At 69.2% G+C, this 26,050-nt stretch carries 24 protein-coding genes; 10 read left to right on the top strand and 14 right to left on the bottom strand.

The genetic code is table 11. The annotated features are described in order from the left end of the window. Nucleotides 1-9: 9 nt before the first annotated feature. Nucleotides 10-579, bottom strand: coding sequence for a DinB family protein (locus SPR02S_RS18620; RefSeq protein WP_019058504.1), 570 nt, complete (start codon nucleotides 577-579; stop codon nucleotides 10-12). Nucleotides 580-629: 50 nt separating this feature from the next. On the opposite strand from SPR02S_RS18620, the gene SPR02S_RS18615 reads away from it, so the two are divergent. From SPR02S_RS18615 to SPR02S_RS18595, 5 genes are all read left to right on the top strand, one after another. Continuing rightward, nucleotides 630-1,436: a methyltransferase domain-containing protein gene (locus SPR02S_RS18615; protein ID WP_019058503.1), complete on the top strand. Its 807-nt coding sequence runs from the start codon at nucleotides 630-632 to the stop codon at nucleotides 1,434-1,436. Nucleotides 1,437-2,086: 650 nt separating this feature from the next. Continuing rightward, nucleotides 2,087-2,860, top strand: a complete 774-nt coding sequence (locus SPR02S_RS18610; RefSeq protein WP_019058502.1) for an isoprenyl transferase — start codon at nucleotides 2,087-2,089, stop codon at nucleotides 2,858-2,860. A 371-nt stretch (nucleotides 2,861-3,231) separates the two neighbouring features. After that, nucleotides 3,232-4,557, top strand: a complete 1,326-nt coding sequence (gene phoH2 / locus SPR02S_RS18605) for an RNA 5'-3' helicase PhoH2 (RefSeq protein WP_019058501.1) — start codon at nucleotides 3,232-3,234, stop codon at nucleotides 4,555-4,557. A 399-nt stretch (nucleotides 4,558-4,956) separates the two neighbouring features. Then, on the top strand, nucleotides 4,957-5,655 hold the full coding sequence (locus SPR02S_RS18600; RefSeq protein WP_019058500.1) for an aggregation-promoting factor C-terminal-like domain-containing protein: 699 nt from the start codon (nucleotides 4,957-4,959) through the stop codon (nucleotides 5,653-5,655). 165 nt (nucleotides 5,656-5,820) lie between these two features. Next, nucleotides 5,821-7,125, top strand: a complete 1,305-nt coding sequence (locus SPR02S_RS18595) for an AI-2E family transporter (RefSeq protein ID WP_019058499.1) — start codon at nucleotides 5,821-5,823, stop codon at nucleotides 7,123-7,125. Here the strand turns inward: SPR02S_RS18595 and SPR02S_RS18590 are convergent. Next, a complete protein-coding gene (locus tag SPR02S_RS18590; protein ID WP_019058498.1) occupies nucleotides 7,091-7,624 on the bottom strand; it encodes an alkyl hydroperoxide reductase in 534 nt (177 codons plus the stop codon). The two genes, SPR02S_RS18595 and SPR02S_RS18590, sit on opposite strands and share 35 nt — an antisense overlap. A 6-nt stretch (nucleotides 7,625-7,630) precedes the next feature. Further along, nucleotides 7,631-8,185 (bottom strand): peroxiredoxin, encoded by a 555-nt coding sequence (locus SPR02S_RS18585; RefSeq protein WP_019058497.1) that lies wholly within the window; start codon nucleotides 8,183-8,185, stop codon nucleotides 7,631-7,633. 135 nt (nucleotides 8,186-8,320) lie between these two features. On the opposite strand from SPR02S_RS18585, the gene SPR02S_RS18580 reads away from it, so the two are divergent. The 4 genes from SPR02S_RS18580 to SPR02S_RS18565 all read left to right on the top strand — a co-directional run bounded on the left by SPR02S_RS18580 (nucleotide 8,321) and on the right by SPR02S_RS18565 (nucleotide 11,278). Further along, nucleotides 8,321-9,331 (top strand): LysR substrate-binding domain-containing protein, encoded by a 1,011-nt coding sequence (locus tag SPR02S_RS18580; protein WP_019058496.1) that lies wholly within the window; start codon nucleotides 8,321-8,323, stop codon nucleotides 9,329-9,331. Between the two features lie 177 nt (nucleotides 9,332-9,508). Continuing rightward, a complete protein-coding gene (locus tag SPR02S_RS18575; RefSeq protein WP_019058495.1) occupies nucleotides 9,509-10,414 on the top strand; it encodes a hypothetical protein in 906 nt (301 codons plus the stop codon). 71 nt (nucleotides 10,415-10,485) lie between these two features. After that, the gene (locus tag SPR02S_RS18570; protein WP_019058494.1) at nucleotides 10,486-10,845 is read left to right on the top strand and encodes a roadblock/LC7 domain-containing protein; all 360 of its coding nucleotides are present in this window, start codon (nucleotides 10,486-10,488) and stop codon (nucleotides 10,843-10,845) included. 4 nt (nucleotides 10,846-10,849) lie between these two features. Further along, entirely contained in the window at nucleotides 10,850-11,278 is a 429-nt protein-coding gene (locus SPR02S_RS18565) for a hypothetical protein (protein ID WP_026150674.1), read from the top strand. 28 nt (nucleotides 11,279-11,306) lie between these two features. Here SPR02S_RS18565 and SPR02S_RS18560 read toward each other — a convergent pair whose 3' ends face one another. From SPR02S_RS18560 to SPR02S_RS18545, 5 genes are all read right to left on the bottom strand, one after another. Continuing rightward, nucleotides 11,307-13,649, bottom strand: coding sequence for an ABC transporter permease (locus SPR02S_RS18560; protein WP_019058492.1), 2,343 nt, complete (start codon nucleotides 13,647-13,649; stop codon nucleotides 11,307-11,309). Continuing rightward, complete coding sequence (locus SPR02S_RS18555) at nucleotides 13,646-14,338, bottom strand: ABC transporter ATP-binding protein (RefSeq protein ID WP_019058491.1); 693 nt, start codon at nucleotides 14,336-14,338, stop codon at nucleotides 13,646-13,648. The genes SPR02S_RS18560 and SPR02S_RS18555 overlap by 4 nt, the downstream gene beginning before the upstream one ends. Further along, nucleotides 14,335-14,859, bottom strand: coding sequence for a PadR family transcriptional regulator (locus SPR02S_RS18550; RefSeq protein ID WP_019058490.1), 525 nt, complete (start codon nucleotides 14,857-14,859; stop codon nucleotides 14,335-14,337). The genes SPR02S_RS18555 and SPR02S_RS18550 overlap by 4 nt, the downstream gene beginning before the upstream one ends. Nucleotides 14,860-14,964: 105 nt before the next feature. Further along, nucleotides 14,965-15,204 carry a type II toxin-antitoxin system antitoxin gene (locus SPR02S_RS64895; RefSeq protein WP_078622937.1) on the bottom strand — a complete coding sequence of 80 codons (240 nt, stop codon included), beginning with the start codon at nucleotides 15,202-15,204 and terminating at the stop codon, nucleotides 14,965-14,967. After that, entirely contained in the window at nucleotides 15,201-16,127 is a 927-nt protein-coding gene (locus SPR02S_RS18545) for an SPFH domain-containing protein (RefSeq protein ID WP_019058489.1), read from the bottom strand. Before SPR02S_RS18545 ends, SPR02S_RS64895 begins: the two co-directional genes overlap by 4 nt. A gap of 235 nt (nucleotides 16,128-16,362) precedes the next feature. On the opposite strand from SPR02S_RS18545, the gene SPR02S_RS18540 reads away from it, so the two are divergent. Continuing rightward, a complete protein-coding gene (locus SPR02S_RS18540) occupies nucleotides 16,363-18,723 on the top strand; it encodes a transglycosylase domain-containing protein (RefSeq protein ID WP_019058488.1) in 2,361 nt (786 codons plus the stop codon). 97 nt (nucleotides 18,724-18,820) lie between these two features. Here SPR02S_RS18540 and SPR02S_RS18535 read toward each other — a convergent pair whose 3' ends face one another. The 6 genes from SPR02S_RS18535 to SPR02S_RS18510 form a co-directional block, all read right to left on the bottom strand. After that, nucleotides 18,821-20,278 (bottom strand): catalase, encoded by a 1,458-nt coding sequence (locus SPR02S_RS18535; RefSeq protein ID WP_019058487.1) that lies wholly within the window; start codon nucleotides 20,276-20,278, stop codon nucleotides 18,821-18,823. Between the two features lie 97 nt (nucleotides 20,279-20,375). Beyond that, a complete protein-coding gene (locus SPR02S_RS18530) occupies nucleotides 20,376-22,469 on the bottom strand; it encodes a SpoIIE family protein phosphatase (RefSeq protein ID WP_026150673.1) in 2,094 nt (697 codons plus the stop codon). Nucleotides 22,470-22,758: 289 nt separating this feature from the next. Next, the gene (fomD, locus tag SPR02S_RS18525; RefSeq protein ID WP_174447550.1) at nucleotides 22,759-23,451 is read right to left on the bottom strand and encodes a cytidylyl-2-hydroxypropylphosphonate hydrolase; all 693 of its coding nucleotides are present in this window, start codon (nucleotides 23,449-23,451) and stop codon (nucleotides 22,759-22,761) included. 72 nt (nucleotides 23,452-23,523) lie between these two features. After that, nucleotides 23,524-24,927, bottom strand: coding sequence for a class II fumarate hydratase (locus tag SPR02S_RS18520; RefSeq protein WP_019058484.1), 1,404 nt, complete (start codon nucleotides 24,925-24,927; stop codon nucleotides 23,524-23,526). A gap of 82 nt (nucleotides 24,928-25,009) precedes the next feature. Continuing rightward, on the bottom strand, nucleotides 25,010-25,459 hold the full coding sequence (locus SPR02S_RS58965) for a helix-turn-helix domain-containing protein (RefSeq protein WP_245607578.1): 450 nt from the start codon (nucleotides 25,457-25,459) through the stop codon (nucleotides 25,010-25,012). 196 nt (nucleotides 25,460-25,655) lie between these two features. After that, a complete protein-coding gene (locus tag SPR02S_RS18510) occupies nucleotides 25,656-26,015 on the bottom strand; it encodes an SH3 domain-containing protein (protein ID WP_019058483.1) in 360 nt (119 codons plus the stop codon). Nucleotides 26,016-26,050: the final 35 nt, after the last annotated feature.

Below are 26,050 nucleotides of genomic sequence, written 5' to 3'. Positions count from 1 at the left end.
CACCCCGAGCTACGCCTCCGGCCGATGATCCCCCGCCGCCCCGTCGATCAACTCCCGCACGATGTCCATGTGCCCCGCATGTCTCGCCGTCTCCTCCAGCATGTGGACCAGCACCCAGCGCAGCGACACGGAGTGCTCCCGCCACGGCGGCCGGCCGACCGCGTCCAGCGGCAGCTCCGTGATCACGCGGTCGGCGGCGGCGCGGGCGCGGCCGTAGAAGGCGACGATCTGTTCCGTCGTCTCGTCCGGGCCCGCACGCATGTCCTCGTCCGTGTACGGGTCGAACCACAGCGGCTCCCCCTCGCGGCCGAAGCTCTCCACGAACCAGCCGTACTCCACCGACGCCAGATGCTTCACCAGCCCGAGCAGACTCGTGCCCGAGGGCGTCATCGGGCGTCTGGCCCGCTCCTCGTCCAGCCCGTCCAGCTTCCACAGCACCGCGTCCCGGACCCGGTCCAGGTTCGCGTGCAACGTCGCCTTCTCGTCGCCGTGGAACGGCAGCCCCGTATCCCCGTTGCCCGTATCCCTGTTCCCCGTATCCCCGTCGCCCGCAGCCGTGTTGGTGCCATCGCTCGCCATGCTTCGAAAATTAGCAGCGCCCACCGACAACGCCCTGCGACCATCGCCCCATGGACAACAGCGGGAGCAGCACGAGTGGTACGCGCAGCTTCGAAGACCTTGTAGCGGAAGGCGTCGCCGTCCCCACCGAGGGCTGGGACTTCTCCTGGTTCGAGGGCCGGGCGACCGAGGCGCGTCCCTCGTGGGGGTACGCGCGTTCCGCCGGGGACCGCCTCTCTCGTGCGACCACCGCCCTGGACGTCCAGACCGGGGGCGGGGAGGTCTTCGACTTCGCGCTGAGCCGGGCCGCCGCGCAGCCCCCGATGCTCGTCGCCGCCACCGAGGGCTGGCCGCCGAACGTCGCCAAGGCCACCGAGCTGCTCCGCTCGCGCGGCGTCGTGGTGGTCGCCGCGGCCGAGGACGCCCCGCTGCCCTTCGCCGACGCCGCGTTCGACCTGGTCCTGAGCCGCCACCCGGTCCGCGCCAACTGGCCGGAGATCGCCCGCGTCCTGCGCCCGGGCGGCACGTACTTCGCCCAGCACGTGGGCCCCGGCAGCGCCGTCGAACTCGTCGAGCACTTCCTCGGCCCCCAACCGGACGACCTGCGCAACGCCCGCGACCCCGAGCGCGAGCGGGCCGGCGCCGAGGCCGCGGGTCTGGCGATCGTCGAGCTGCGCGCCGAGCGGCTGCGGATGGAGTTCCACGACATCGCGGCCGTCGTCCACTTCCTCCGCAAGGTGATCTGGATGGTCCCCGACTTCACGGTCGAGGCGTACGAGCCCCAACTCCGCGCCCTGCACGAGCAGATCGAGTCCACGGGCCCGTTCGTGACGTACAGCACCCGCCACCTCTTCGACGTCCGCAAGCCGACCGAATGAGACGCACCGGGCGACGTCACATCACGTCCCTCATATGTGCACGGGTTTTCCACATCGTTATCGGGATCGACTCGCGCCCCACCCGTCACCTCGCGTAAGTTCAGACCAAGGTAATTCGCGTGAGCAAAGCTGCGCGGTCGGCACCGCGCGGTGGAGGGGGCTGCGCGGTGCCCTGCCCCGTCAAGCCGGCGTTCGCTGACGGCGTCACCCCTGAGGGCGACATGCCGGGGGTCGGCGGAAAACCTCCACGTTTCTCCACGTTCTCCTTGGAATCCGCTGTGATTCGGCCATGATCAGGGCCGGAATCAGGGGTTCCGCACCCCCGTACGCGTCGTCGGACGGTTTCGGAGAGTAGTTGTGGCACGCCGATGCACGCAGCATCACTTACGAAGGGTTATGGTGGAAACCCCCCCTCGGGCCGGTCCGTATCCCCCCCACGGACCGGCCCGATTTTTTTGTGCCGCGCGTCGAGCGTTTCTGTGCCGTGCGGCGGCCGTCCACACTTCGGTCGGGACATCGGTCGGGACATCGCTCGGGTCCGACCTTCGTGCCGAACCGGGATGAGCCCAGACACCCCTTGGGGGAACAGGGCTCCGGCGGGGGTAGGCTTCGACGCCGGGGACTGCCATCCACGGAGGGGCTGACAACACGTGAACCTGCGCGACACCCTGCGCCGACTGCTGGTCAGGTTCTACGCACGCAGGGTGGAAGGCCATCTCGACCACGAGCAGGTGCCCAAGCACATCGGCGTCATCATGGACGGCAACCGGCGCTGGGCGAAGGCCGCGGGCTCGACCACCGTCATGGGACACCGGGCCGGCGCCGAGAAGATCGAGGAGTTCCTCGGCTGGTGCAGCGAGACGGACGTCGAGGTCGTGACGCTCTGGCTGCTGTCGACGGACAACTTCGACCGCCCCCAGGAAGAGCTCGGCCCGCTGCTCGGCATCATCGAGAACGTCGTCAGTTCCCTCGCCGCGGACGGCCGCTGGCGCGTGCACCACGTCGGCACCCTCGACCTGCTGCCCACGCAGATGCAGTCCGTCCTCAAGGAGGCGGAGGAGTCCACCGCGCACGTCGACGGGATACTCGTCAACTGCGCCATCGGCTACGGCGGCCGGCAGGAGATCGCCGACGCGGTCCGCTCGATGATCCTGGACGCCGCCGACAAGGGCACCTCGATGGAGGAGCTCGCCGAGCACGTGGACGTCGACCTCATCGGCAAGCACCTCTATACGGGTGCCCAGCCCGACCCCGATCTGGTGATCCGCACGAGCGGCGAACAGCGGCTGTCCGGATTCATGCTCTGGCAGACGGCCCACTCCGAGTACTACTTCTGTGAGGTCTTCTGGCCGGCCTTCCGCAAGGTCGACTTCCTGCGCGCGATGCGTGACTACGCGGCGCGACACCGGCGTTACGGCGGATGAAGAGGCCGCTACGGCGCGTGACGGCCGTAGCGGAGAACGATCGGGCCGCTACGGCGAATGACGGACAGAACCCCGGTACCACCCCCCTTGGTGCGTAAGTAACAAGGAGTTCACCAGGGCGCCGTCATATGCCGTGGCATGGCGGCGCATGTTCGAGGGCATAAGCCAAGCAGGTCGACGCCCGAACCACGGGTGTCGTATCTCAGCGGACGGCACGGGGCCGTCCGCCCGGGAGGCCCTTTGCACCAGTTCGACCGTGCGGTCAGTACGGGCGAGGCGGAGGGCCGGTTCTCGGCCCGCGCAATGGGGCCTGGACCGGTCCAGCTCCTCTCCGTCGCTCCCCGACCTCATCCGAGGGGGTACGTCCTTCCGTGGTGACCAGCACAAAGCGCCGTTTGCCTGACCGGCGCACTTATGTCATCGACACCAGCGTTCTGCTGGCCGACCCGAACGCACTGAACCGCTTCGAGGAGCACGAAGTCGTGCTGCCGATCGTCGTGGTCACAGAGCTGGAGGCGAAGCGGCACCATCCCGAACTCGGGTACTTCGCCCGGCAGGCCCTGCGCCTGCTGGACGAGTTCCGCGTCCGGCACGGTCGCCTCGACGCCCCCATCCCGATCGGGGAACTCGGCGGCACCGTCAGGGTCGAGCTCAACCACTCGGACCCCAGCGTGCTGCCCAGCGGCTATCGCCTGGGGGACAACGACTCCCGCATCCTCGCGGTCGCCCGCAACCTGCAGGCCGAGGGGTACGACGTCACCGTCGTGTCGAAGGACCTTCCGCTCAGGATCAAGGCGTCGTCCGTCGGACTCCTCGCCGAGGAGTACCGCGCGGAACTCGCCATCACGGGCTCCTCCGGCTGGACCGGAATGTCCGAACTGACCCTGCCGGGCGAACAGGTGGACATCCTCTTCGAGGAGGGCCGCGTCTACGTCCCGGAAGCCGCCGACTTCCCCGTCCACACCGGTCTCACCATCCAGTCCGAGCGCGGCAAGGCGCTCGGCCGGGTCACGGCCGACGGCAACGTCCGCCTCGTGCGCGGCGACCGGGAGGCGTTCGGCATCAAGGGCCGCAGCGCGGAGCAGCGCATCGCGCTGGATCTGCTGCTCGACCCGGACATCGGGATCCTGTCGATGGGCGGCCGGGCCGGCACCGGCAAGTCCGCGCTCGCGCTCTGCGCGGGCCTGGAGGCCGTACTGGAGCGCGGCCAGCACAAGAAGGTGATGGTCTTCCGGCCGCTGTACGCGGTGGGCGGACAGGAGTTGGGCTACCTGCCCGGCTCCGAGGCCGACAAGATGGGCCCCTGGGCCCAGGCGGTCTTCGACACGCTGTCCGCGGTCACCAGCCGCGAGGTCATCGAGGAGGTCACCGCCCGCGGGATGCTCGAAGTCCTGCCCCTCACCCACATCCGCGGCCGCTCGCTGCACGACGCGTTCGTGATCGTGGACGAGGCGCAGTCCCTGGAGCGGAACGTCCTGCTGACCGTCCTGTCCCGGATCGGCGCCAACTCGCGGGTGGTCCTCACCCACGACGTGGCCCAGCGGGACAACTTGAGGGTCGGTCGCTACGACGGTGTCGTCGCCGTGGTGGAGAAGCTGAAGGGCCACCCGCTCTTCGCGCATGTGACCCTCACGAGGTCCGAGAGGTCCCAGATCGCGGCGCTTGTGACCGAAATGCTGGAGGACGGTCAAATCTGAGGTAATTCAGGCCAGTTGGCGCCGTCCCGCGAAGCCGATGAGCTTAGCGGGGCGGCGCTTTCGCGTCTCGCTGTTTCTCGAAATCCCGTGGGGCAAACGGGATGTGAGCTTTCACACGCAACTCAGAATTGCCACCCGGCGTCCGGTTACGGCAGAGTCTCATTCCTGTCAGGCCCCGCATACGACACACGTGTACCCCCAGCGGTACGCACCACTTGAGCATCACAGCCAACTCCACAGCGAAGTCGTATGCCGCCCGCTCTCCACGCGGCGCTCCCCGAGCGGGAGTTGCCCACCGGGCCCGTGCCTCCCGTGACCCCGCAGTTGGGAGGCCAGCGTTCAGGGGCACGATTGCGTCCGCCAGGGTCACCGAAGCGGACGATGCTGGAAGGAAACCGTGTGAGCCGGATTTCGGTCCGGGGATTCGCCGTGGCTTCGGCCACCGCGGTCACCGCCGTCGGAAGCGTCGTAGGCGTTGCCTCGGGCAGCGTCGCACAGGCGCAGAACAATGACGCCGAGACGACGGCAGCCGACACCACGCTCCTGGCGGACCTCCCCTCGGGCCAGCAGGCCCAGGTACAGACCGCCTCCTTGACGCAGCAGGCCGACGCCCAGGCGATCCAGGCCGACGCGAGCGCCAAGAAGGACGCGGAGGAGTCGGCCCGCCTGGCCGCCGCCAAGACCGCCGTCGCCAAGAAGGCGGCTGCGGAGAAGGCCGAGAAGGCTGCCAAGGAGAAGGCAGAGGCGAAGGCCGCTGCCGCCAAGGCAAGCAAGTCCTCGTCGAGCTTCCCCGTGCAGAGCTCCTACACGGTCGCGCAGATCCAGTCGATGGCCGCCTCCATGGTGCCCAGCGGCCAGTTCCAGTGCTTCAGCAACATCGTGGACCATGAGTCCAGCTGGAACTACCGCGCGGTCAACGCCTCTTCCGGCGCCTACGGCCTCTTCCAGGCTCTGCCCGGTTCCAAGATGTCGTCGGTCGGTTCGGACTGGCAGACGAACCCGGCCACCCAGATCAAGTGGGGCCTCAACTACATGGACAGCCGCTACGGCAGCCCGTGCGAGGCCTGGTCGTTCTGGCAGGCGAACAACTGGTACTAGAGCCGCTGTTGGACCGGACGTCCGTTCCGGTCCATTCCAGCCCGGCCCGCTCAACCTCACGAGGCCCCTCCCCGTCATAGGGGGAGGGGCCTTCGCCCTGTACGGTCGGACACGCAGCGACTCCAGGGGGGAGTAGTGGGGCAAGACGGGGGAAGAGGACAATTCATGTCGCGAGTACCAGGATGGCTCGGCAAGGTCGGCGCCGGACTGAGCGAGATGGGGGAGCGGTTGGACGAGCGCCGCGCCGAGGTGGCGAAGGAAGACGCCGAGGCCGCGCCCGAACCGCCCGCGGACCACCCCGAACACCCCCAACCCCGGGAACCCGTACCGGTCACCATCGCCCGCGACCGCCCCGACCCCGCGCTCGCCGTGCCCTGGGGCGTGCGCGTCGCCGCCGAGGCGGCCTGGCGCCTCCTGATCCTGGCCGGCACGGTCTGGATCCTGATGCGCGTCATCAGCGCCGTCCAACTGGTGGTCCTGGCCTTCGTAGCCGCACTCCTCATCACGGCCCTCCTCCAGCCGACGGTGGCCCGCCTGATCCGCTACGGCTTCCCGCGCGGAGTCGCCACCGCCCTCACCGCGATCCTCGGCTTCGTCGTGATGGGGCTGATCGGCTGGTTCGTGACCTGGCAGGTCATGGCGAACATCGACAACCTCTCCGACCAGGTCCAGAACGGCGTCGACGACCTGCGCAACTGGCTGCTCAAGGGCCCGTTCCACGTCACCGAGAAGCAGATCAACCAGATCGCCAAGAACCTCCGCGAGGCCATCGGCGCGAACACCGACCAGATCACCTCGGCGGGCCTGGAGGGCGTCCAGGTCATCGTCGAGGCGCTGACCGGCATCCTGCTGACGGTCTTCTCGACCCTCTTCCTTCTCTACGACGGCCCGAAGATCTGGCAGTGGTCGCTGAAGCTGGTGCCCGCGGCGGCCCGGCCGGCGATGGCGGGCGCGGGTCCGCGCGCCTGGCGCACCCTCACGGCCTACGTCCGCGGCACGGTGATAGTCGCCCTCATCGACGCCGTCTGCATCGGCGTCGGCATCTACTTCCTCGGCGTACCGATGGCCGTGCCGCTGGCCGTGTTCATCTTCCTGTTCTCGTTCATCCCGCTGGTCGGCGCGGTGGCCTCCGGCGCATTGGCGGTGGTCGTCGCGCTGGTCACCCAGGGCGTGTTCACCGCGACCCTGACGCTGGCCGTGGTCCTTGCCGTCCAGCAGATCGAGGGCCACATCCTCCAGCCCTTCATCCTGGGCCGCGCGGTCCGGGTGCACCCGCTCGCGGTGGTCCTGTCGGTCGCCGCGGGTGGGATGGTCGCGGGCATCGGTGGAGCCGTGGTGGCGGTGCCGTTGGTCGCGGTGCTGAACACGGTGGTGAGCTACCTGAAGTCGTACTCCCAGGAACCGGGGCGGGGGGCAGACGGACGGTCAGCCGAACCTACTCAGCCAGTACCGCCTCCGCCTCCAACGTAACCCCCACCGCCTCCACCACAGCCGCGATCTTGAACGCCTCCTGGATCACGTCCCGTTCAACCCCCGCCTTGCGCAACACCTGCTCGTGCGAGTCGAGACACATCCCGCACCCGTTGATCGCGGACACGGCGAACGACCACAACTCGAAGTCGACCTTGTCGACCCCGGGGTTGCCGATGACGTTCATCCGCAGCCCCGCGCGAAGGGTGCCGTACTCGTGGTCGGAGAGGAGATGACGCGTCCGGTAGAAGACGTTGTTCATCGCCATGATCGCGGCGGCGGACTTGGCCGCGCTGTACGCCTCCGGCGACAGGTTCGCCTTCGCCTCGGGCGCCAACTCCCGCAGGACGAGCGGCGATCGGGACGCGATCGCCGTAGCGAGGACCGTCCCCCACAACTGCTGCGCCGGCAGGTCGGAGTTGCCGATGACCGAACCCAGGTTGAGCTTCAGGTCCTTGGCGTAGTCCGGTATGGCGGACTTCAGGGTGTCCAGTGACATGTCAGGTCACTTCCCGGCGAGCAGCGCGCCCGCGTCGAGCGTGTCGTCGCCCTTGGTCCAGTTGCACGGGCAGAGCTCGTCGGTCTGGAGCGCGTCGAGGACCCGGAGGACCTCCTTCGGGTTACGGCCGACCGAGCCCGCGGTCACCATGGAGAACTGGATCTCGTTGTTCTGGTCCACGATGAACACCGCGCGCTTGGCGAAGCCGTCCTCGCCCTCGATGCCGAGGTCGCGCATCAGCTCGTGCTTGGAGTCGGCCAGCATCGGGAACGGCAGGTCGCGCAGGTCGTCGTGGTCCTTGCGCCAGGCGTGGTGGACGAACTCCGAGTCGCCGGAGAAGCCGAGCACCTGGGCGTCACGGTCGGCGAACTCGTCGTTCAGCTTGCCGAAGGCGGCGATCTCGGTGGGGCACACGAAGGTGAAGTCCTTGGGCCACGCGAAGACGATCTTCCACTTGCCCTCGTAGGTCTTGTGGTCGATCTGCTGGAACTCCTGGCCCTTCTCCAGCGAGACACAGGCGGTCAGATCGAACGACGGGAACTTGTCACCGACAGTGAGCACGCGCACTCCTTGCAGCGGAGAAGCACCCAAGCGGAATGGGTGCTTCTCGTGGGTTGGTCGGCCCCGATCCTGGCACAACGTGCATTGATTGTGGAAATAGCTACACTGGGTCGTGTTGATCGGAGGCGATTATCAGTGACCGTTAGTAATACGAGTAAGAGGCGCCAGCCCAGCCTGGCCCAGCTGCGGGCCTTCTCCGCGGTCGCCGAGCACCTCCATTTCCGGGACGCCGCCGCCGCGATCGGCATGAGCCAGCCCGCCCTCTCCGGTGCCGTCGCCGCGCTGGAGGACACCCTCGGGGTCACACTCCTGGAGCGCACCACCCGCAAGGTGCTGCTCTCGCCCGCCGGTGAGCGGCTCGCCGTACGGGCGAAGGCGGTGCTGGAGGAGGTCGGGGCGCTGATGGCGGAGGCGGAGGCGGTGCGGGCGCCGTTCACCGGGGCGCTGCGACTCGGGGTCATCCCGACCGTCGCGCCGTATCTGCTGCCGACCGTGCTGCGGCTGGTGCACGACCGGTACCCGGACCTCGATCTCCAGGTGCACGAGGAGCAGACCGCGAACCTGTTGGAGGGGCTGACCAGCGGACGGCTCGACCTGCTGCTGCTCGCCGTGCCGCTGGGGGTGCCGGGCGTGGTCGAACTCCCGTTGTTCGACGAGGACTTCGTCCTCGTCACCCCGCTCGACCATCCCCTCGGCGGCCGGTCCGGCATCCCGCGCGAGGCGCTGCGCGAGCTGAACCTGCTGCTGCTCGACGAGGGGCACTGTCTGCGCGACCAGGCGCTCGACATCTGCCGGGAGGCGGGGCTGGGATCGAAGGGGGCGGGGCGCAGCCCCTCGGTTGAGGGTGGTGGTGGGCGACGGGAGGGCGCGCCGGTCACCACCACCGCGGCCGGGCTGTCCACGCTGGTGCAGCTGGTCGCCGGCGGGCTCGGGGTGACCCTCCTGCCGCGTACCGCCGTGCGCGTCGAGACGACCCGCAGCGAGCAACTCCTCACCGGCTACTTCACCGAGCCCGCCCCGACCCGCCGGATCGCCCTCGCGATGCGCACCGGAGCGGCCCGCCGCGCCGAGTACCAGGAGCTGGCCGCCGCCCTGCGCGAGGCGCTACGACCGTTGCCGGTAAGGGTGTTGGGCGGCAGTGCCTGACCCGCCCCCGTTCGGTCAAATGAGCGTCGGACAAAGGAAATCGAACGGCGGGAATTCTCAACTTCCGTCACCCGCAGGCAGGTAGCAAGAACCCGTTCGGAATATGCGCGCGGACTGATACACCTTCACCCCTGAGCGCTACACGTCAGTTGCGTGTACGAAAAGCCTGGGGGAGTGATGTCGGGCATTCGGGATTCCCGCGGCCGGGCCGGTCACGACCTGCTCGTGCGGGCTCTCGCGACCTGTGGGCGCGAGGAGTTCACCGGGGGGCTGCGGGTGTCCGGCAGGCCCGGCGGCACCTTTCATCTGCGGCGCGGGCTCGTCGTCGCCGTGGAGAGTCCCGGTGCTCCAGGACCCGAGGCGCTGCTGCTGCGCTCCGGCCGGATCGGCGGGGAGCAATGGGCCGATCTGGTAAGGGAGTCGGGCGGCACGCGCTGGCCGCTGGACGGGCTGATCGCCCACGGGTACGCGGGCGCCGCCCAGTTGCGGATCGTGTGTGTGCTGGCCCTGCACGACGCGGCCTTCGCGGTGGTCGCCGGAGACGTCGACGACTGTGAACTCGCCCCGGACGAGCGGCCGTTCGCCCCCGTCGCGCTCGGCGAGCCGTCGGTCAGGCTGCTCCAGGACGCGGCCCGGAAAGCCGCCGCGATCGCCGCGCTGCCGTACCCCGTACGCCCCGACCGGGAACGCCCGCGGCCCCCGGCGCAGGTCCTCGACGAGGCCGGACTCGGGCTGCTGCAACGGGAGTTGCTCGGCCAGGTCGACGGCCGCCGTACCGCACGCGATCTCGCGTTCCGTACCGGGCGCGCGGTCTACACCGTCACCGCCGAGGTCGCACGGATGCTCGCCGAGGGGCTGCTGGAGTGCGCGGACACACCCGTGCCGATCGCGGTCCGGCTGCCGCCCGACGCGCCTGTCGTACGCCGTCGTGAACCGGAGCCCGCGGCACCGCAGTTCACCGCGCCCACCGCCCTGCCCCGGCGGAATCCGGGCGCCAGCGGTATCACCGAAACTCTCGTCCCCGAAAAGAGCGGGGCGGGTTGGAAAGGGTTCTTCCGGATGCGGAACGGAACCCCGAAATGAACACGACGGACACAATTGCGATCAGTTCTAGGGGAGTTGAGTAAGTGGATCACAAAGCCCTGACATTGGAAATGCGCACCTTGCGGGAACAGGTGACCGGCATCACCGACACCGCGCTCACCGCGGCCGACGGACTGCTCATCGCGGCCGACACCGCCGACACGATCGACCCGGAGGCCCTCGCCGCGCTGGCCGCGGCCGGCCTCGGCCTGGCCCGGCGCACCGCCGCGGCCACCGACCGCGGCACGCTGCGCCAGACGGTGACGTACGGCAGTCACGGCTGCGCCGCGACCTACGCCGTGGGCGACACCGCGCTGATGGTGGTGCTCGGCGACGAGGGGATGGACGTGGACCGGCTGCACCTCGCGGCCCGGCCGACGCTGGACCGCATCGAGTCGATCCTCACTGAGAAGGCGTCAGAAGGAGTGTGAAGGGATGGCGACAAAACGTATGACCCCAGGATTCTCCGACCAGGTGATGGGCCTGGTCAAAACCCTCCGCACCGATGCCCCCGACTGTGTGGCCTCGGGTGTGGTCGACATGTCCACCGGCATGCTGCTGTCGTACGAGACCATCGACAACCACCCGCCAGAGGTCCTCGACCTGCTGGCGGGTGCGACCCTCGACCTGTTCCAGGGCCGGACGGTCGCGATGATCGAGGACGTCTTCAAAGAGCGTCGCGGGATCACCAGTGACCACCACTACTTCCAGGAGATCCTCGTCAACAGCGAGAACCTCACCCATCTGTTCGTGCGGATGACCGAGCAACAGGACGTCGTCGCCGTGGTCGTCTGCCGCAAGTCGGTGAACGTGGGCATGCTCTTCGCCCAAGTCCGGCGCGTGGTACGGGAGTACGGACTCTGACCGAAGAGGGCGGGCGGCTGCGGGCGGACTATTCCGTGCGCAGCCCGTCCGGCCGCATCATCCGCAGCAGCGGCGGCAGGCTCAGCAGGGTCACCGCCAGGACCACCCCCGCGCCGATGCCGGACATGGCCAGCACGCTCGCCCAGTCGATCCGGATCGCCGTGGCGCTCATCTTCAGCAGCACCGCGCCCAGCGTCAGCCCCACCACCGTGGCCAGCACCAGGCCCAGCCCGATCGGGATCGCCGTCTGCCACAGCACCGACAGGCTCAGGGTGCGCCGCCGGGTGCCGAAGGCGACCAGCGCCGACAGCAGCTTCTTGCGCTCGCGCAACTGCTCCAGCTGCGACACGAGCAGACTCGCCCCGATGAGGAGCAGCACACAGGTGGCGCCGACGAACAGCCCGGTGCGGATCGAACGGAACTGCGGCGTCACGTCGTTGCTCGCCAGGGTGAACACGTCCGCCAGCGGGTCCATCGTCGCGACGGTGTTCCGTACGTGGTCGCTCGCGTCCGGCACCGACTGGTCGAGCGAGACGAACACCTTCTGGTCCAGGCCCTTCACCGCGCTCGCGGGCAGCGCGCCCGAGGTGATCAGCAGCCCGTCACGGGCGTAGCCGGTCGGGTCCTCGCGGTGGGTCGCCGTCTTCACTCCGGCCGGCATCTTCCAGGTGGCCGGTGCGCTCGGCATCTCGTCGTACGACGGGTCGAAGTACACCGTTCGGCCGGCCCTGGCCAGCTGCTCCGTCTTGGTGGTGGCCTCGGGGTCGGCGCCACCGGTGATCCGGAAGACGTCACCGTTGCGGCAGGCCGTCAGGTGGGCCACCGCACGCAGCTGGGCGCAGCTGCCGACGGCCACTTCCGCCACGTCGTCCGGGTTCTTCGCCCGCTCGCCGATCGTGGTCTGCGAGATGGCCGACGTAGCGCGCACGCCCTTGGTCCCCGCGAGCTTCCGGTCGGCCTCGGCCAGCGAGGTGCCGCCGCCGATGGAGACCTCCATCTGGGCCCGGCGCAGGTCGTTGCCGGTCGGCTTGGTGTAGTTGCCCTGGACGCCGGAGAACAGCATCTGCAGGGCGATCGCCCCGGCCACCGCGACCGCGATGCCGTTGACCATCCGGGCGGCCGTACCACTGCTCAACTGGAGCCTGCGGACGGCGAGTTGCCAGGACACCGAGCCGGAGTTCAGCCGGGCCACGGTGGCCTCGACGACCCAGGGCAGCAGCGCGGTGACACCGACGAGCAGCAGGACCGTGCCGCCGATCACCAGCCACTGGTTGAAGTTGCCGTTGGAGTCGCCCTTGCCGGTCATCGGGTAGAGCATCGCGAGGCCTGCCAGCGGCAGCAGCAGCCGCCACCACAGCCGGCGCCGCGGCGGCTTCGCCTTGCGGACCACGCCGAGCGGCTCGATGACGACCCCGCGCAGCGCGAGCAGCGTCACCAGCACGGCCGCGGCCGGTACGGCGACGGCGACGAGCAGGGCGAGCGCGGGCGACGGGTTGAGGTCGCTGGGGTACAGGCTGATGTCCCGCACGTCGATCAGCGACGCCAACTGCCGCCCGGCCAGGAAGAATCCGGTGCCGAAGACGAGCCCGAGGAGCGCCCCCGCGAGCGCCTCGCCGCCCGCGATCCGGCGCGCCATCCGCCCGTCCGCGCCGACCAGACGCAGGGCCGCGAGCCGCCGGTCCCGGCGCTCGCCGCCGAAGCGCACGGCGGCCGCGATGAACACGGCGACCGGCAGCAGCAGCACGATGAACACGATCAGGATCAGCAGGAGCAGCACCGGGTCCAGCTCGTCCGGCGTGCTGCCCGCGGAGGGCCCGTAGTAGTTGATGCGCTCGACGCTGCCGCCGGACTGACGCGCTTCCAGTCCCTTCCCGCCCGAGTAGTAGGCGAGTTCGGCGGGCCCGATGAGCCCGGTCTGCCCGATCGTGCCGGTGATCCGGTAGGGCAGCCGCGCACGCAGCAGCTTCCCGGAGTCGGACTTCAGCAGCTTCTCCAGCGCGGGGGAGACGACCATGTCGCCGACCGAGGGGAACTTCGCGAGCCCCGGCGGCAGCGGCGCCTTGGTGCCCTCGGGCTCCAGCAGCCGGCCGCGGACGTCCTTGCTGCGGAACGTGGTGTCCGTGTCGGCGACGATGACGGTGTTGTCCGCCTTCGCCAACTGCTTCCCGCTGTACGTGAAGTCCATCCGGGCGTTGCCGCGCGCGTCCCGCTCGGACAGCGCGTTCGGCAGTGCGGTGGTGAGCAGCAGCAGCGCCACCCCGAGCCCGACGCCGACAGCCGTCAGTACGGCCCGCACCCAGCCCTCACGCCCGCCGCCGAAGGCGAACCGCACCCCCATGGCCAGATCGGCCGCCCACTGACGCGAGTTCATACGATGCGCTCCATGTCCCTGGACTTGCCGTCCCGTACGACGATCTCGCGGTCCGAGTAGGCGGCGACCCGTGCCTCATGCGTGACCAGCACGACGGCCGCGTTCGTGGACCGGGCCGCCTCGGTCAGCAGCTCCATCACGCGCTCGCCGTTGAGCGAGTCGAGCGCGCCGGTCGGCTCGTCGGCGAACAGCACCCGCGGGCTGGTGACCAGCGAGCGGGCGACGGCGACGCGCTGTCCCTGCCCGCCGGAGACCTCACCGGGCCGCTTCTTCGCGAGGTCGTCGACCTCCAGCCGCTGCATCCAGTTCAGCGCGGTCCGCTCGGCCTCCTTGCGGTGCGTGCCGTTCAGCCGCAGCGGCAGGGCGACGTTCTCGACGCAGGTCAGCTCCGGCACCAACTGCCCGAACTGGAACACGAACCCGAACTCCGAGCGGCGCAGCGCACTGCGCTGGGCGTCGCTCATGGTCGCCATCTCCTGCCCGTTGTACGTGATCGAGCCCGAGTCGGGCGGCACGATCCCGGCGAGACAGTGCAGCAGCGTCGACTTCCCCGACCCGGAGGGCCCCATCACGGCGACGACCTCGCCGGGATGGATGGAGAACTCCGCGCCGTCCAGCGCGGTCGTCGGCCCGTAGGCCTTGCGCAGCTCATGGGCCGCGAGCAGGGAACCGGCGGGATGTGTCGTCACTTGGCCACCACCTCGGCGAGTTTGTCGAGGCGCGCGGCGGTGAGCTCCAGCCACCGCAGGTCGGCCTCCAGATGGAAGAGGGCGTGATCGCAGATCAACTGGTCCGCGAGATCGCCCTTGCGCTTGCGGTCGGTCAGGATGCGCATGCTGCGCAGATGCTCGGAGCGCTGCACATCGAGGATCTCGGCCGCGTTCCGGTGGGTCAGCAGCGCGAGGACGACCTTGGTGTAGAGGGCCGACTGCAGATACGGCTCGGGCTTCTCCGGCGTCGCGAGCCACTGCTGTACGTCGGTGATCCCGGCGTCGGTGATCGCGTACCGCTTGCGCTCGGGACCGCCGCCCGCCTCTATCCCGTCGACCTCGACGAGACCGTTCTTCAGCAGGCGGGACATCGTCGAGTAGACCTGGCCGTAGTGCAGCGGCCGGTCGTGACCGAACTTCTCGTCGAAGGCCCGCTTCAGGTCGTAACCGTGACGCGGGCCGGACTCCAGGAGCCCCAGAAGGGTGTGACCGATGGACATGCGGAGCACTCTACACACGGGGTATACGCGGTGTGTATACGCACGGTGTGTAGATCATGGCGGGGGGTACTGCCGTGCAGGTGGGGGCCGATTGTCACGGTTCTGTCATTGAGGTGGCGCGGGTGGGCGGCCACGTCGAGGCAGCGGCCCGGCCTCACCTGGAAGCCGCCCCGCCTCCGCGAGAGCCCGCCGCAACAGGAACTCGATCTGCGCATTGGCGGACCGCAGCTCATCCCCGGCCCACCGAGCAACAGCCTCGTACACCGCAGGGTCCAGCCGCAGCAGCACCTGCTTACGCTGTTGCGGCCGGCGCTTCGCCTCGGAAGCCTCGGAAGGTTCGGTCACTGGTACAGGGTGCCCGTGTTCAGCACCGGCTGCGGCGCCCGGTCCCCGCACAGCACCACCAACAGGTTGGACACCATCGCCGCCTTCCGTTCGTTGTCCAGCTCCACGATGTCCTGCTCGGTGATCCGGGCCAGCGCGGCCTCGACCATGCCGACGGCCCCGTCGACGATCTGTCGCCGGGCCGCGACGACCGCCCCCGCCTGCTGCCGCTGAAGCATCGCCGAGGCGATCTCGGGCGCGTACGCGAGATGCGTGAAGCGGGACTCGATGATCTGCACGCCGGCCGCCTCGACCCGGGCGCTCAGCTCGACGGCCAGCTTCTCGGTGATCTCCTCGGCGTTCCCGCGCAGCGAGAGCCCGCCCTCGTCGTGGGCGTCGTAGGGATACTCGATGGCGATGTGCCGTACGGCCGTCTCGGTCTGGGTGGCGACGAACTCGGTGTAGTCGTCGACCTCGAAGGTGGCCTGCGCGGTGTCGCGGACCTTCCAGACGATGACCGCGGCGAGCTCGATGGGGTTGCCATAGGCGTCGTTGACCTTGAGGGTCGGGGTCTCGTGGTTGCGGACGCGGGTCGAGATCTTCGTGCGCGAGGTGAACGGGTTCACCCAGCGCAGCCCGTCCTGCCGGATCGTCCCCCGGTACCGCCCGAAGAGCTGCACGACCCGCGCCTCGCCCGGCGCCACCGTGTTCAGCCCGCGCATCGCGATGAACGCGGTGAGCAGGACGAGGATGCCGCCGACGATCAGCGCGGCCTTGGCGCCGCCCGAGTCGACCGCGCCGGCTGTGACCAGCAGCCCGGCGGAGACGAGCAACCCGGTCAGGCCGAGGACGAGCGCGAGCCCGCCGCCGATGCTGTGCGCGGCGAACTCCCGCACGCGCGGGGCAGGCATGTCCGGTACGTCTGCGGGTACTTCGGTGGTCATGATGGTCCCCCGTAGCTTGGTTGAATCAAAGTGATATCACTTTACCCTGCTACGGCAACCCTCAACCCCTCTCGTACGTCGGTTCCATAAGGACGGGTGCTGATTGTCACGTCCGTAATGGACCGGATCGACAGCCCTTTGTCACAACTCCTGGTGTTAGCTTTCTGAGCTGACTTGACGGGCGAACCTGTGTGACACCAGAGCACAAGAGAGCGAAGCGGAGCGGAACGGACTCATGGGACGAGCGGAAGAGAGACGAGCGCGTCAGCGCGGTGGACACCGCGCGGCGCCCAAGACCCGCCGCTCGTCAGGGGCGGACGGCACGGCAGCCACGAGCGCCACCGGAGTCAAGGACGGCAAGAGCGCCAAGGACGGCAAGGGCGCCAAGGACGGGAAGAGCTTCATACGCAGGCTCTTCACCTGGAAGAAGATCCTCGGCACTTTCCTCGGCTTCTGCCTGCTGGGCATCGGCGCCTTCATCGTGCTCTACATGATGATCAGCATCCCCGCGGGCAACGCCGACGCGAAGCTGCAGAGCAACATCTACAAGTACAGCGACGGCTCGGTCCTGACTCGCAAGGGCACGGTCAACCGCGAGAACGTGGACCTCTCACAGGTGCCCAAGCCTGTCCAGGAGACCTTCGTCGCCGCCGAGAACAAGACCTTCTACCAGGACGCCGGCGTCGACCTCAAGGGCACCGCGCGCGGCCTGCTCAACACGCTGTCCGGCAAGGGCGCGCAGGGCGGCTCGACGATCACCCAGCAGTACGTGAAGAACTACTACCTGACGCAGGACCAGACCGTCACGCGCAAGCTGAAGGAAATGGTCATCTCGCTGAAGCTGGACCGCGAGAAGTCCAAGGAGTACATCCTCGCCGGGTACATCAACACCAGCTACTACGGCCGCGGCGCCTACGGCATCCAGGCCGCCGCCCAGGCCTACTACCAGGTCGACGCGAAGAAGCTCTCGGTCGAGCAGGGCGCCTATCTCGCCGCGCTGCTCCAGGCGCCGAACCAGTACGACTGGCAGGCCGCGAGCCCCACCGGCCGGAAACTGGTGCAGGCGCGCTGGAACTACGTGCTGGACAACATGGTCGGGCAGAAGTGGCTCAGCGCGACCGAGCGTGAGGGGATGAAGTTCCCGGTCCCCAAGGCGCCCAAGGCCGAGGCCGGCATGGAGGGCCAGAACGGCTACATGGTGTTCGCGGCCAACCAGGCCCTGGAGAAGCAGCTGATCTCGCAGGGCGTGGCCGCCAACACCAAGGAGGCCGAGGCGCTGGTCGACGCGGGCGGCTGGACGATCACGCTCAACATCGACAAGAAGAAGCAGGCCCAGCTGGAGAAGTCGGTCAAGTCCCAGCTGACCAGCAAGCTCGACGGCAAGAAGCGCAAGGTCGACGCGAACGTCCAGCCCGGCGCGGTCTCCGTGAACCCCAAGACGGGCGCGGTCGTGGCGATGTACGGCGGCGCGGGCTACACGGAGCACTACCAGAACAACGCGACCCGCACCGACTACCAGCCCGCGTCCACGTTCAAGCCGGTGATCCTGGCCGCGGCCCTGGCCGACGAGGCCAAGACGCAGTCCGGCAAGACGATCACGACCAAGACGCTCTACGACGGCACCAGCAAGCGCCCGGTCGTGGGCAGCGACATCGCGTTCGCGCCGGAGAACGAGGACGACGTCGACTACGGCAAGGTCACCGTCCAGACGGCGATGAACAAGTCGATCAACTCCGTCTTCGCACAGCTCGGTGTCGACGTCGGCATGGACAAGGTCATGAAGACCGCGGGCGAACTGGGCATGGACACCGGCGACTTGAAGGCCGTACCGGCGCAGACCCTCGGCACCATGGGCGCGAGCCCGATGGAGATGGCCGGTGTCTACGCCACCTTCGACAACCACGGCAAGAAGGTCACCCCGGCCCTCATCAAGTCGGTCGCGCACAACACGCGCAACATCACCATGCCGAACCCGATCGGCGCCCAGGTCATCCCGCGCGAGGCCGCCGACACGGTGTCCTCGGTGCTGACCGGTGTGGTCGACGACGGTACGGCGAAGAAGTCGGTGGCCGAGAACAGCAAGCGCGACGGGCAGCAGGTCGCGGGCAAGACCGGTACGTCCGACAACAACAAGTCGGCCTGGTTCACCGGCTACACGCCCGACCTGGTCACCTCTGTCGGCCTGTTCGGCGAGGGTGCGGTCGGGACCAAGCAGGCGAGCCAGCAGGTGACGCTGACCGGCGCCACCGGCCTCATCCCGTACCCGGGCCGTATCAACGGTGGTGGCTACCCGGCGCAGATCTGGGCGACGTACATGTTCGGAGTGACCAAGGCGAACGGCAAGTTCGACCTGGACACCGACCAGGGCGCGGCGGTCGAGCCGGACTACACGCCGACGGTGACCCCGACCCCGTCGGCGACACCGTCCGTGACGCCGACGACCAAGTCGCCGTCCCCGACCCCGACTTCGGAGTCACCCACGCCGACCCCGACACCTACGCCGACCCCGACACCCACCCCGACGCCGACGATCAGTTCGCCGACGACACCGAGCGACGACAACACGGACAACCCGTTCGACCAGCTCGACCAGTAGTCGGGTCACGCGGCCAGTAGTCAGGTCGCGCGCAGAGCGGGCGCCCGGCACTTCGCCGGGCGCCCTCTCACGTACCGCTGGGTGAACTCGCTTACCGCTAGGCGAAGTTCGCGGCGATCCGGTCGCCGAGTTCCTTGTCGACGTTGTGCCAGTACTGCAGGGCACGGTCGAGGACCGAGCGGGACACGTCGGCCTTCAGGTGACCGCTGATGTTCGCCACGAGCCGGTCGCGGGCGGCATCGTCGAGGACCTCGCGGACCATCGTGCCGGCCTGCCCGAAGTCGTCGTCCTCGCGGTGCAACTTCGTTGCCTCACGCACCAGTTCACCGGCGGTCTGCCAGCTCGCCGGGTCGCCGAACCGGCCGTAGTCGGCCGCCGGTCCGCCGTAGGAGTTCGGTGCGTACGGCCGCGCCGTGTTGGACGCCTCGTACCGCATCGGGCCGTCCTTGGCATAGGAGTTGACCGGGGAGTGCGGCCGATTCGGCGGCAGCTGGGTGTAGTTGGGGCCGATCCGGTACCTGTGGGTGTCCGGGTACGAGAACAGCCGGCCCAGCAGCATCTTGTCCGGGGACGGGCCGATGCCCGGCACCAGGTTCGAGGGCTCGAAGGCGGCCTGCTCGATGTGGACGAAGTAGTCCTCGGGGTTGCGGTTCAGGGTCATCCGGCCGACGTCGATCAGCGGGTAGTCCCCGTGCGGCCAGACCTTCGTCAGGTCGAAGGGGTTGAAGCGGTAGTCCGCCGCGTCCTCGAACGGCATGATCTGGACCTTCAGGCTCCAGCTCGGCGCGTTCCCGGACTCGATCGACTCGTGCAGGTCACGGCGGTGCTTGTCGCCGTCGGACCCTGCCAGCTCGTCGGCCTCGGCCTGGGTGAGGTACTCGATGCCCTGGTCGGTCTTGAAGTGGTACTTCACCCAGAACCGCTCACCGGCGCCGTTGATCCACATATAGGTGTGGGAGCTGTAGCCGTTCATGTGGCGGTACGTCTTCGGGACGCCCCGGTCGCCCATCAGCCAGGTCACCTGGTGCGCCGACTCGGGGGAGAGGGTCCAGAAGTCCCACTGCATGTCGTTGCTGCGCAGCCCGGTCGCCGGGTGGCGCTTCTGCGAGCGGATGAAGTCCTGGAACTTGATGGTGTCCCGGACGAAGAAGACCGGGGTGTTGTTGCCCACCATGTCGTAATTGCCGTGCTCTGTGTAGAACTTGAGCGCGAAGCCGCGGGGGTCGCGCCAGGTGTCGGGCGAGCCCTGCTCACCGGCGACGGTGGAGAACCGCGCCAGCATCTCGGTGCGCTTGCCCGGCTGGAAGAGGTCGGCCTTCGTGAACTGGCTGACGTCATTGGTCACTTCGAAGAACCCGTACGCACCGGAGCCCTTGGCGTGCACCACCCGCTCGGGGACCCGCTCCCGGTTGAACTGGGCCATCTTCTCGATGAGGTAGTGGTCCTGGAGCAGGATCGGGCCGTCGGGTCCGACGGTGAGCGAGTGTTCGTCGCTCTCCACCGGGATTCCGACGTTGTTCGTGGTGTACGGAGTCTGCTGGGGTGTCTGCGTCACGAGCGCGTCCTCCTGTCAGAGAAAGTAGGTCGCTTCGCCTTCGCGTACCCCAGCAGTCAACTCCGACGCCGGTATGTCGGCAACTTTTGGACGATGTCTAATTCCGGTTCAGTTCGAACCAGACCACCTTCCCGGTACTGAGCCGGGTGGCTCCCCACCGCCGGGCCAGTCTGTTGACCAGATACAGCCCACGTCCGCCCTCGTCCGTGGCCCGCGCCTGCCGCAGCCGAGGCAGCTGGGGCACGTCGTCCCCGACCTCGCAGCGCAGCACATCGGTCCGCAGCAGACGCAGCGTGACCGGCCGTGACGCATACCGCACGGCGTTGGTCACGACCTCGCTGACCAGCAGCTCCACGGAGTCGCTCATGTCCTCCATGCCCCAGCGGGCCAGCGCGCGCCGGGCCAGTCGGCGGGCCTGGCCGGGGGCCGAGTCCTCCGGGTCGAGGAACCAGTACGCCACGTCACTGGGCGCGATCCCGTCGAAGCGGGCGGCGAGCAGCGCGATGTCGTCGTCCCGGTCACCCGGGCCGAGCATGTCGAGCACCTCGTCGCACAGGGCCTCGAGGGGCGGCGGATGATCGGGTCCGGTGAGCTGCGCGACCGCGGCGAGCTTCTCGCGCAGCTGCTCTATCCCGGTCCACACATCCCGAAGCCGCGACTCGACGAGCCCGTCCGTGTACAGCAGGAGGGTGGCTCCCGCAGGAGCGTCCAGCTCTACGGCCTCGAAGTCGACCCCGCCGACACCGATCGGGGCGCCGGGAGGCACCCGGAGGACCTCGGCCCGGCCGCCCAGGTGCAGCAGCACCGGCGGCGGGTGTCCCGCGTTGGCGATGGTGATGCGGTGCGAGACCGGGTCGTAGACCGCGTAGAGGCAGGTCGCCATGCGGTCGGTGCCCAGCCGCTGGGCCTGTTCGTCGAGGTGGTGCAGGACCTCCTGCGGGGGCAGGTCGAGGCCCGCCAACGTCTGTGCGGTGGTGCGGAGTTGGCCCATGATCGCGGCCGAGGTCATGGAGTGGCCCATGACATCGCCGACGACCAGGGCGACCCGGCTGCCGGGCAGCGGGATCGCGTCGTACCAGTCGCCGCCGACGCGTGCCGTCTCGGCGGCCGGGAGGTACCGGGACGCCAGCCGGACGCCGGTGGGGCGGGGCAGGGTCTCCGGGAGCATGGTGCGCTGCAGCTCGTCGGCGATGTACGCCTCACGGCCGTAGAGGACCGCCTTGTCGATGCCCAGCGCGCTGTGCGTGGCGAGTTGGGCGGCGACGAGGAGGTCGTCGGCCTCGAACGCCATGCGCTCGGGGCGGCGCAGGAAGAGCGCGGCGCCGATCACCCGGCGCCGGCCGCGCAGCGGCGCGAGGATCGCGCGCTGACCGGCCGGGACGATCAACTCGCCGCCCTCACCGAGCAGTTCGGGCAGTGCGGCGCGGGCGGCGGGCGAGTCGGCGAACACGGGACGTACGCCCCGCAGCACCTCGTTCAGCGCACCCCCGGGCCGTACCTCGCACAACTCGGCGGTGACCGCGGACAGTTCGGAGGGCTGCTCCGGCTGTATCGCGGGCATGAAGCCGTTCTCCGTGTCCCGCTCCTCCGGGATGCGGTCGGTACGGCGCAGCCGCAGCACGACGGGCCCGGTGGGCCGCTCGTCGCCGACCGGCAGCGGATCACGCAGATAGACCAGGATCGCGTCCGAGAACGTGGGCACGGTCGCCCGGCACAGCCCCATGACGATCTCGTCGAGGTCGATGCCGCGGGCGATCCGCCGGGTCGCGGCGCCCACGAAGCGCAGCCGGTCCCCGTCCCGCCGCATGGGCATGGGACCGCCGGGCGGCAGCCCCTGTCCCGTACGGCGCTCCTTGGCGGCGGCGTCGGAGACCTCGCCGACGCCCGGCTGGGCCGGGATGCCGTCGGGCGAAGGGCGCGGGCGGTGGGCGTCGGGTTCGGCGGCCGAGGGCTGGGAGTGCTCGGAGCCACCTGCGGTGTCGGGCTTCACAGGGGTACCTGCCGGGTCCTTCCCCTTGGCGCGGGACGTGCTCGTACCCGGCGCCGGAGGCGGCTCACCGGTGCGTGCCTGTGCCGGTAAGCCGGCGCCACCGGACGGCCTGGACGGCGTCGAGGTGTGCAGGAGCGCCCCGCGGGGGTCTGCGGGGTCGGCGCCGCCGGGGCGCTCGAAGGAGGTGGGGTGCTCCGTCACGCGTGTCGAATCCGTCCGTCCGGGACCGCACGGGGTACGTGCGGATCGTCCCGCTGAAATGCCGATACCCGGAATACGTGCCCCAGGAACGGAATTCCCGCGTGGTCAGAGGCTGTTCCTGTGCCACCGGCGGACCGGTGGCCCGATCCGGTGGTGCCCTGATACCCCTCGCTCACGTCCTGCCGCCCCTCGGTGACGTCTGGTCAGTCCCGGTGCATGCTCCGGGAGTTGTGCGGTGCCCTTGCGGAGGACGATCCTACGGTTGCGCACCGGGGGCGCATCAAGGGTCTCATGTGGACATGTGCGCGGGGGTGCGGTCCCAGTCCTCCGGAAGTGAAGGTACAGCCCAGGACGGATCCGGGCGCCAGTGCTGCCAACCGTCCGCGAACGGCGCCCTCCACGCACGGATCGTCTCGATCGCCGACCAGCCCGCTTCCCGTACCCGCTCGGCGAGTTGGGGATCCATCAGCCCGTCCCGCTGGGCCTGCGCGAACTCGTCCTCGTCGAGCCAGCGCCAACTGCGGTCCGGGTGGACGGAGATGTCCAGGAAGTGATCCACGGAGTCGACCCCGCCGTCCCAACGGACCTGCGGTTCCTCAAGGTTCACGTACCAGTTCTTGAACTGCCATCCGGGCTCCCAGAAAAGCCACACCGACCAGGGCTCACCGGGCCGCGCCAGCTTCAGCACACCCGTCCCGAACCAGTGGTCGCGCTGGACCGTACGCGGCTTCGTGTACCGGGTCTCCAGCGGCTCCACGTGCACCGACGTACCGTCCGCGAGCACCGGCTTCACACACTCGGTGCCGGGCGCCATCCAGACCGCGAGCAACTCCTCGTCATCACGGACGACGGTCACGGGCCGCGCGATGTGGAAACGGTCGCCCGCGTTCTCCCGATAACGCCACAGGATCTGATCCCCGGGCGCCCAGAAGGCCGTAGACGTACCCGCTTCCACCGCTCGCACCGCTCCACCGTCTGTCATGAAGAGATATTAGGTGCCCCGGGCATACGACGCTGCGGTGCGCGTCACGGTTCACGCCAGGGCGACCATTGGTTACGGACGCGTCATCCGCAGGACATCGAGAGCCTCGTCGAGCTGCGCGACGGTCAGATCACCGCGCTCCACATAGCCGTTCTCCAGCACGACCTGGCGAATCGTCTTCCGCTCCGCGAGCGCCTTCTTGGCGACCTTGGCGGCCTCCTCGTACCCGATGTACTTGTTGAGCGGAGTGACCACGGACGGCGAGGACTCGGCGTACTCACGCGCCCGCTCCCGGTGCGCGACGATCCCCTCGACGGTCCGATCGGCAAGCAGCCGCGAGACGTTGGCGAGCAGCCGAATCGACTCAAGCACATTCTTGGCGATCACCGGAAGCATCACGTTGAGCTCGAAGTTGCCGGCGGCCCCGGCGGTGGCGACGGTCGCGTCGTTCCCGACGACCTGTGCGGCGACCATCAGCACGGCCTCCGGAATCACCGGGTTGACCTTGCCGGGCATGATCGAGGACCCCGGCTGGAGATCGGGCAGCGAGATCTCCGAGAGCCCGGTCCGCGGCCCGGACGCCATCCACCGCAGATCGTTCGCGATCTTCGTCAGCCCTACGGCGATGGTCCGCAACTGCCCGCTGGTCTCGACGATCCCGTCCCGCGCGCCCTGCGCCTCGAAGTGGTCCCGCGCCTCGGTCAACGGCAACCCGGTGACCAGCGCGACCTCGGCGATCACGGCGGCGGAGAACCCGGGCGGGGTGTTGATCCCGGTCCCGACGGCGGTCCCGCCCAGCGGCAGCTCGGCGAGCCGCGGCAGCGAGGCCTGGAGCCGCTCGACGCCGTAACGCACCTGGGCCGAGTACCCGCCGAACTCCTGCCCCAGGGTGACGGGCGTGGCGTCCATGAGGTGGGTCCGCCCGGACTTCACCACGTCGGCGAACTCGACGGACTTGCGCGACAACGCGCCCGCGAGATGCTCCAGCGCGGGGATCAGGTCATGGATCACGGCACCGGTGGCCGCGATGTGGATGGAGGACGGGAACACGTCGTTGGACGACTGCGAGGCGTTGACATGGTCGTTGGGATGCACGTCCCGCCCGAGCCGCTCGGTCGCGAGGGTGGCGATCACCTCGTTGGTGTTCATGTTGGACGAGGTCCCGGACCCGGTCTGGAACACGTCGATGGGGAAGTGCTCGTCCCAGCGCCCCGCCGCGACCTCACGGGCCGCCTCCTGCACGGCCTCCGCGATGTCCTTGTCCAGTACGCCCAGTTCGGCGTTCACCTTCGCGGCGGCACCCTTGATCCGGGCGAGCGCCTCGATGTGGGCGCGCTCGATGCGTTGCCCCGAGATCGGGAAGTTCTCCACCGCCCGCTGGGTCTGGGCCCGCCATTTCGCGTCGACCGGGACCCGCACCTCCCCCATCGAATCGTGCTCGATACGGAACGGACCCACTGTCTGACCGTCGGCCATCGCCGATCACCTCCTGTGGGGGACAGCATCGCGGACACGTCCCGTGTTCCCACCACATGGGAGGGAGACGGAGTGTTCCGGCTCAGTGGCCGGGGTAGTGGCAGGAGGCGACTGTGTGCTCCATGTGCTCCATGTGCTCCACCGCCACATCGTGATCGAGGGCGTCGGTGGCACCGGCGGTGAGCGCGACGGTGGTCGCCATGGCGGCCAGGGCGACGAGGGCTCGGACGGGGGGACGGAGGCGTCGGGGCCGTACGGACGGAATCGGGGGAGGGGTGGGCGGCCTGGACTGTTCCTGGACGGCCGCGTCCCAGAGGGAGAGCAGGGAGGTCAGCGCTTCGGGTTCGGTGTGCGCGAGCCGGGCGAGGGCCTCGACGGCGGCGCGGGGCGGGAGTTGGTCGCCGTGCAGATACCGGTGCCAGGTCGACTTGCTGAACGGGGTGACGGCGGCCAGCGCGGCCAGGCTCAACCCGGTCCGCCGCTTGAGGAGGCGGAGCCGGTCCGTCAGGAGCCGCTGTCTCTCGACCGTCACGTGGGTTTCCATCCTGTTCCCTGTTCCCTGCTGCCTCGCTGTACCGGGGTGACCGCGGTGATCTGTTCCCGGGGGAGGCGCGGGGCAACACCCGGATCGCCCGAATATGCCGGAATGTGAAGGGGTGTTGACCTGGCGTTCCCCGACGGGACGTACGGGACCGTCCCGTCGGGGAACGCCGTAGGTCAGACGAGGGTCAGCACCAGCGGACGGCGCTGTGGTCGCGGACGTAGTGGGCGGAGACGTAGCCCTCGTGGTGCGGGAGCTTGTACCAGAGGTGGTTGCCGAAGACACCGGAGCCACGCGTCTCGCAGACGATGGGCAGCGCCCGCCCGACCGGCCGCGTGCCGACGATCCGGTAGCCGGTACCGGGGCCGGAGCGGACGTTCAGGCGGGTGTAGTGGTGGGTGGTGATCCGGCCCCAGGCGTGGGCGGTGACGTGGTGCCGGACGGGCTTCGTCGGGTGAGCAGCGGGGGCGGCGACGGCTGTCACGGGGAAGACGGCGACGGCTGCGATCGCGGCGACGAGTCCGTTGCGCAGGGTGCGTCGGATCATGGGGGGTTCCTCCGAGTGGACTGAGGATCACGGGT

The organism is Streptomyces prunicolor NBRC 13075 (genome assembly GCF_000367365.1).
Classification (GTDB): Bacteria; Actinomycetota; Actinomycetes; order Streptomycetales; family Streptomycetaceae; genus Streptomyces; species Streptomyces prunicolor.
Note: the sequence above shows the minus strand (reverse complement) of the source record. Positions and strands in the feature narration are given on the sequence as shown.